The 6,867-nt window shown below is 36.4% G+C and carries 7 protein-coding genes; 6 read left to right on the top strand and 1 reads right to left on the bottom strand.

Annotation, left to right across the window (positions count from 1 at the left end; translation table 11 throughout):
* On the top strand, positions 1-1,082 hold a 1,082-nt coding region (locus tag HET73_RS05225; protein ID WP_246210173.1), incomplete at its 5' end, for a hypothetical protein.
* A gap of 165 nt (positions 1,083-1,247) precedes the next feature.
* Positions 1,248-2,597 (top strand): DNA repair protein RadA, encoded by a 1,350-nt coding sequence (radA, locus tag HET73_RS05220; protein ID WP_174132733.1) that lies wholly within the window; start codon positions 1,248-1,250, stop codon positions 2,595-2,597.
* Here radA and ftsY read toward each other — a convergent pair.
* Complete coding sequence (gene ftsY, locus HET73_RS05215; RefSeq protein WP_174134136.1) at positions 2,584-3,495, bottom strand: signal recognition particle-docking protein FtsY; 912 nt, start codon at positions 3,493-3,495, stop codon at positions 2,584-2,586. The genes radA and ftsY overlap by 14 nt on opposite strands.
* A 203-nt stretch (positions 3,496-3,698) precedes the next feature.
* Between ftsY and iscU the strand changes: the two genes are divergently transcribed.
* From iscU to HET73_RS05195, 4 genes are read left to right on the top strand one after another with little or no spacing between them, the layout of a single operon-like run.
* Positions 3,699-4,079, top strand: a complete 381-nt coding sequence (gene iscU, locus HET73_RS05210; protein ID WP_041045899.1) for a Fe-S cluster assembly scaffold IscU — start codon at positions 3,699-3,701, stop codon at positions 4,077-4,079.
* A gap of 2 nt (positions 4,080-4,081) precedes the next feature.
* Complete coding sequence (locus tag HET73_RS05205) at positions 4,082-4,477, top strand: HesB/IscA family protein (RefSeq protein WP_174134135.1); 396 nt, start codon at positions 4,082-4,084, stop codon at positions 4,475-4,477.
* Positions 4,470-4,928, top strand: coding sequence for an iron-sulfur cluster co-chaperone HscB C-terminal domain-containing protein (locus HET73_RS05200; RefSeq protein ID WP_174134134.1), 459 nt, complete (start codon positions 4,470-4,472; stop codon positions 4,926-4,928). Before HET73_RS05205 ends, HET73_RS05200 begins: the two co-directional genes overlap by 8 nt.
* Positions 4,906-6,798: an Hsp70 family protein gene (locus HET73_RS05195; RefSeq protein WP_174134133.1), complete on the top strand. Its 1,893-nt coding sequence runs from the start codon at positions 4,906-4,908 to the stop codon at positions 6,796-6,798. The genes HET73_RS05200 and HET73_RS05195 overlap by 23 nt, the downstream gene beginning before the upstream one ends.
* Positions 6,799-6,867: the final 69 nt, after the last annotated feature.

The following is a 6,867-nucleotide window of genomic DNA, read 5'->3' as shown; positions in this document are numbered from 1 at the left end:
TTTTTCTTATACAGTTCATTTTGTATTCATGGTTAGTAGGTTATTTTTTAAAACCAAAAGAAAATGAAACGAAATTATCAGCCTGGCCAAAAAATATCATTAGAGTGACATTAAAGGCTATTTTAACCGTATGTATTATTATTTCTTGTGTATTTTTAGCACTGCCTATATTCTTCTTACGGTTACTAAACCGAGCACTCATTGAAGAGATACGGCAGTTTTTTAACTTAATACGGGAAGCTCCGGAAGAAGAAAGACCGCTTCTTATTCATGGTTTAGTTGATGTCTTTCCTTTTGTTGCACAAACTACTCACGATCCAAATGCAGTTTCTAGTATAAACTTAAGTGTTGATAAACTCATAGATGAATATAGAGTGGACCTAAGCAAGGAAGAGTTCTATATACGGCTAAATAGAGGAAATACAACTGATATTGAGAAATACATTGAACAGTCAAATGAATTGAAAGCAGAAGAAAAAACTCATGCGCTTGGGTGCTTGAGGTTCATCAACACAACAGGAGATAGCTTTAAAGACAATTATAGCCAATTAACACTAAAGCAAGCAGCCATTTTGTGCTGGAAAGCTTGTAACGATAGAGACACGGGAACAGTAGACCAAACAGTTCCTTTAAGCGATGGAGATATAAAAAATAGAAAGGATATGTTTGTAAGAGGTCTTATAGATGCAGCAACAACTTATGGTAACCAAGGTCAAAGTTGTGCAGGTGGAACGTACAATAAACTGTTTGAGTCTTTATCTGGTTTTCATCCATTAGTGGTTATCACACTAGATGAAAAGGAAGCCAGTGAAATGATAAAAAAAACGATTGTACAAGAATTATTCCCCAGAACAGCTAGAGAAATCCTTAGCAATTTCTCTGAGGAAGAGCAAGAAAAGATTCGTAAGGAGTTATCACCTGAAACAGTAATGTATACTATAACTACACATGCAGCTCTTGAGAGAAAGTGTCAGGAGTTTAGTAATAGACTGAATAGTGATGCAAAGGAAGAAATATTAAAAACATGTATGGATAGTTTACCCTACGTTGGATTGGGAAACTCAAGTGAGAGGGAAAGGTAAATTGGAGGTTGTCCGGAAACTTAGGCAATTAGTGTGCATGAATTTGAACGGCACAACTGATGAAAATTATCTTAACATTGCAACGTCTATTAGGTTTGGCGTTTAAATTTACCTCGCCTATTTAGCTAATTTTTATTACAATCACAAAAAATAACTTTAGTTTTTATGAAAACTGTATATGTATGTCAATCCTGTGGTCATAGCACTGGCAGGTGGGTAGGAAGGTGTATCGCATGTGACAACTGGGATACGGTTGTTGAAGAAATAGTGGTAAAAACAGAAATAAGAAGTGCATCTGCACCAATTTCAATAAAGGCGTTATCGGACAATGAAATTATTACCCCAGATCGTTTTTTAACAGGAATAGAAGAATTAGATAGAGTTTTTGGTGGTGGTATTGTTCAAGGTGCAAGCATTTTAATTGGTGGCGAACCTGGAGTTGGAAAATCTACCCTTCTGCTTAGAATTGCAGCTAATGTTGCACAACTTTTCTCTCTCGAATGTCTTTATGTGTCCGGCGAAGAATCTTTGGAGCAAGTGAGCCTCAGAGCAAAGCGCCTTAACATAAACGAGCCTAAAATTAAGCTTTTATCTACAGTATCTTTAGCTGATGTAGTAACAACGATAAGAGAAAATAGAAATATAAAATTCTTGATTATTGATTCTATACAAACGATATACGATAGTAAAATTACATCAGCACCAGGGACTGTAAACCAGGTTCGCACTTGCGCTCATGAGTTGACCGTTCTTGCGAAACAGCATGGTATTGCCCTCTTAATAGTGGGTCATATAACTAAGGATGGACATATAGCAGGGCCAAAAACTTTGGAACATATGGTAGATACGGTGCTATATTTTGAAGGTGAAAATAGCAATCAATACCGCATTTTGCGTGCTATCAAAAACAGATTTGGCCCTGCAAATGAAATTGGCATTTTTGAGATGTCTGAAGCAGGACTCTTGCCTATTGATAATCCATCAGCGTTATTTCTAGCAGGCAATGCTGATGATAGAGAGATTGTTGGCAGTGCTGTATTTGCAGGGATTGAAGGTTCAAGACCGATTTTGATGGAAGTTCAAGCGTTGATAGCAGGAACGAACATGGAAAATCCAAGAAGAGCAGTAGTTGGATGGGATATTAATCGATTAGCTATGATCATCGCCGTGCTAAATGCTCGTTGTAAAATGTCTTTACAAAAAAAAGAAGTTTATCTGAACATTGCAGGAGGATTTAAAATACAGGAACCATCGGCTGATCTTGCTGTTGCTGCCTCCCTCATTTCAAGTATAGTGAATTTACCGCTACCAGCTTCTTTGATAATTTGTGGCGAAGTTGCACTTTCAGGCGAGATTAGAAACATCTCACATGCTGACCTGAGGCTCAAAGAAGCAAAAAAACTTGGATTTAAAAAAGCAATTATGCCTAAAAATGGCAATTATTCTTCTCATGACATTGAAATAATAAGGCTTGATCACATAAAGGAGTTGAAAGAAATCTTCAATTACAGTTAAATAGTGCTCTAGCAAATTCTTTACTAGTGAATTCCCTCAAGTCTTCTATACGTTCGCCAATTCCTATAGCATGTAACTTTACCTTATAAGCTTCTGCAAGTCCAATTACTACTCCGCCTTTAGCGGTGCCATCTAGCTTTGTTACGATTAGCCCGGTAACATTAACCATTTTGCTAAATGCCTCTAATTGGCTATAAGCATTTTGGCCGGTAGTTGCATCAAGAACTAAAATAACATCGTGAGGGGCAGTGTCATCCAATTTCTTTATCGTTCTATATATTTTTGATAACTCTTCCATAAGGTTCACATTATTTTGTAACCTTCCTGCCGTATCAATCAAAACAACATCAACGTTGTCTTTTATAGCTTGACTTACAGCTCTATATGCCACACTTGCAGAGTCACTACCATGCTCTCCAGTAATAATAGAACAACCAGAACGTTCTGCCCAGATATTTAACTGTTCACTAGCAGCAGCTCTAAATGTGTCACACGCAACAAGCATAACAGATTTTCCCATCTCCTTATATTTATACGCAAGTTTGCCTATAGTTGTGGTTTTACCATTACCATTCACTCCGCATACCATTATTATATGTGGTTTTTTGTTTAAAATTAGCGGTTGCACAGCAGGGTTCAATATCGATTCTATTTCGCTCATTAACTGCTGTGTGATAACGTTATATTCAACTTCTTTGTCAAATTTGATGCTTGTGAGCCTATCGATAATTAATTTGGAAGTTTTATGACCAACGTCCATGCTAATTAGTAACTCTTCTAGCTCATCCAAAAGCGACTGATCTAATTTTTTTTTGCCAGAAAAAATACTTTTCACCCCGTCGCTAAAGCGAGAAGAAGTTTTTAACAAGCCTTTATAAAGGTTACTAAACAAACTCAAGGGAATACTCCTTTTTAAATTATAAACTTAATGACAACATAGAGACGCTGGTTGTAAAGAAATACACGTATTATGTGTATTTGTAAAGAAAAACACTAGTATTACGGGAATTTTACTTTCAAAATTCCCGTAATACTAGTGTTTTTCTTTAATTTTCAACCTAAATATGTTATAATCTAGGACAGTGGTTTATAGGTAATTTTATGAGTTATAATGAGAAAATTTTAGATCATTACGAAAATCCAAGGAATGTTGGTTCTCTGGATAAAAATGATCCAAATGTTGGCACTGGCTTGGTAGGTGCACCATCATGCGGCGATGTGATGAAATTACAAATAAAAGTCAATGACAAAGGCGTTATCGAGGATGCAAAATTTAAAACTTTCGGTTGTGGTTCTGCTATCGCTTCAAGCTCTTTGCTCACAGAGATGATCAAAGGAAAAACTATTGAGGATGTAACGAAGATAAAAAACACGCAAATAGTGGAAGAGTTGTCTTTGCCGCCAGTGAAGATACACTGCTCGGTGCTTGCTGAAGACGCTATAAAAGCTGCTATTCATGATTACCAAAATAAACAAAAATAGCTATGAGTAAGTATCAAGGAGTAAATGCTGCGAAGAAAGATAAAAAACTTATTACTATAACTGCGAAAGCAGTAGAAAGGATAAGGTATTTATTGGATCAAAAACAGCATACTAACATTGAAGAAGCAATAGGAATAAGAGTGCTCATTAAACAAAAAGGATGTTCTGGTTTAAAGTATGATATTGAATATGCATATGATATTCGTCCTTTAGAGTCGGTAATTGAAGAAAACTGCAGTGATGGCCAAAAAGTTAAGGTGCTGATTGATCCAAAATCTGTCATGTTTATCCTTGGCTCTGAGATGGATTACGTGGAGGAAAAATTCTCATCGGGTTTTGTTTTTAAAAATCCTAATGAGAAAGGAAAATGTGGTTGTGGAGAGAGTTTTCATGTCTAGTAACTATTTTGCGTTGTTTGAGATTGAACCAGCTTTTAATATCAACTTTGATGAGTTAGAGAAAAAATATATTGAGCTAAGCAAAACTGATATAAGTGAAGGACAATCTAAAAACATGGCAAATATTAATAAAGCTTATCAGATACTAAAGTCACCCCTAAAACGTGCCGAGCATTTGCTAGATCATTTTGGTGTAGAAATCCAAAATGATCATCTGAATTCTGAAGTGTTAAATGAATCAATGGAAATAAGAGAATATTTGCTGGACTGTGATGACTTACAATTTGCAAGTAGGATGATTGATGAAAAAATAAAAGGTTGCACTAAAAACCTAATTAATGCTTTTGCTGCAAAGAATTTTGGCGAAGCTAATACGCAGGTTCTGAGATTGAAATATTTATACAAGTCACTTGAGGAAATGAAGAAAAATGCGGCCAATTCAAATTTCTGAACCAAATTCAAATGAAGTAGTCTTTGGTATAGACCTTGGTACTACCAATTCTTTAATTGCCATGGTAAATGAAGCTGGTAACGTGGAGATATTTAAAGATGAACAAGGACGTGAGCTACTGCCTTCTGCTCTTTCATATGAAAATAACATATTGAAAACCGGCTACGATGTTGGCTCAGGTGCAATTTACTCGATAAAACGTTTAATGGGTAAAAGTGTCAAAGACTTGCACAAAGAAGGCATCAATTTTGAAATAGACGACGAAAGTGAAAAAGTTATTAGGGTCAGATGCTCGGAGGAAAAATATCTTACTCCTATTGAGATTTCTGCTGAAATATTAAAAGCTTTATGTAAGAGAGTAGAAAAATCTACAGGAATAAAAGTAAAAAAAGCAGTTATTACTGTGCCAGCTTACTTTGACGATTCAGCACGCAATGCAACAAAATATGCAGCAAAGCTCGCTGGCATAGAAGTTCTTCGCCTTACCAACGAACCAACCGCTGCAGCGCTTTCTTACTCGATTGAAAAGAACAATAACAGTGGAATATATGCAGTTTATGACCTCGGTGGCGGAACATTTGATATTTCAATATTGAAATTACACCAAGGAGTGTTTCAAGTTCTTGCAGTTGGTGGTGATACCAAACTTGGTGGTGATGATTTTGACCATCTGCTAAGCTCAACTGTGCTTAATAAGTATAGAGAAAAGGTAGGCTTAAACAAAGAATGCTCTAGTGTCATCCCAGCGTCAGCTACTTGTATGGCAGGGCCATCACTTATTGAATTACGTACTGTAAAAGAATACCTAAGTGAAAATACATCAGGTACTTTTAAATTTAATATTAGACTTTCTCCTGTCATCCAAGTAGCTGACACTGGGATCCAGGAAAGAAAAAATATGTGGATTCCAGCGTCACGCGCTGGAATGACACCAGATTGTGCTGCTAATGGTGTATTATTTGAATGCGAAATTACCAAAGAAGAATTTGAGCAATCAATAAGTCCCTTGGTTAATAAGACTGTCAATATAGTCATTCGTACTATAAGCGATGCAGATCTTAAAATTGAGGATATAAAAGGAGTAATTTTAGTTGGCGGTGCAACTAAAACACCATTAGTTAAAGACTCACTAGTCAAACTCTTTGGAAATAAAGTACTAAGTGATGTAGATCCAGATAAAGCAGTTGTTATGGGAGCAGCGCTGCAGGCTCATGATTTAACTTCGAGCTCAAAAAATAGGAACGTTCTCTTGGACGTTCTACCTTTATCATTTGGCATAGAAACTATGGGCGGGATAGTTGAAAAGATCATACCAAGAAATACGCCATTGCCAGCCTTGGAAACAAAAGAGTTTACCACTTACATTGATGGACAGACAGCAATGAAAATTCACGTTTGTCAGGGAGAACGTGAAATGATAGAAGATAACAAATCTCTAGCGCAGTTTGAACTCAAAGGTATACCGCCACTGCCTGCAGGTTCCGCAAGGATTGAAATAGAGTTTACAGTTAATGTTGACGGGATATTAACTGTCACCGCAAGAGAAAAGACCACTGGCATCGAACAGACAGTTGAAATAAATTCAAGTTTTGGCTTAAGTGAAGCCGACGTTCAAGATATGGTTAACCAGTCAATAAACAACTTTGATGAAGACATGAAGGCTCGTTCCCTTGCAGAAGCTAAAATTAATGGCAACAAACTCATACATTTGATTGAAGGCGATAATAATCTTTCCTCTGATCAAAGGTTAAAAAATCTACTGCAAAACGCAAAAAAAGCTTTACAAGGAAATGATTTGAGTAAAATCAATAATGCTATCGCCAAATTAGAAAACTCTTCCTTAGAGTTGTGTGAATTGACAAATAGGTAGAATGTTGTAAAACAAAGTAGCTAGCCGGATAAAAATTCCTTGACAAACCTCGCCAGGACTATCCGGATC

Source organism: Wolbachia endosymbiont of Atemnus politus (genome assembly GCF_013309895.1).
This window is presented reverse-complemented; position numbering and strand designations above follow the sequence as displayed.

Coding starts and splice junctions, on each gene's coding strand:
- radA (WP_174132733.1), top strand. CDS start 1,248: ATGAAAACTGTATATGTATGTCAATCCTGTGGTCATAGCACTGGCAGG.
- iscU (WP_041045899.1), top strand. CDS start 3,699: ATGAGTTATAATGAGAAAATTTTAGATCATTACGAAAATCCAAGGAAT.
- HET73_RS05205 (WP_174134135.1), top strand. CDS start 4,082: ATGAGTAAGTATCAAGGAGTAAATGCTGCGAAGAAAGATAAAAAACTT.
- HET73_RS05200 (WP_174134134.1), top strand. CDS start 4,470: ATGTCTAGTAACTATTTTGCGTTGTTTGAGATTGAACCAGCTTTTAAT.
- HET73_RS05195 (WP_174134133.1), top strand. CDS start 4,906: ATGCGGCCAATTCAAATTTCTGAACCAAATTCAAATGAAGTAGTCTTT.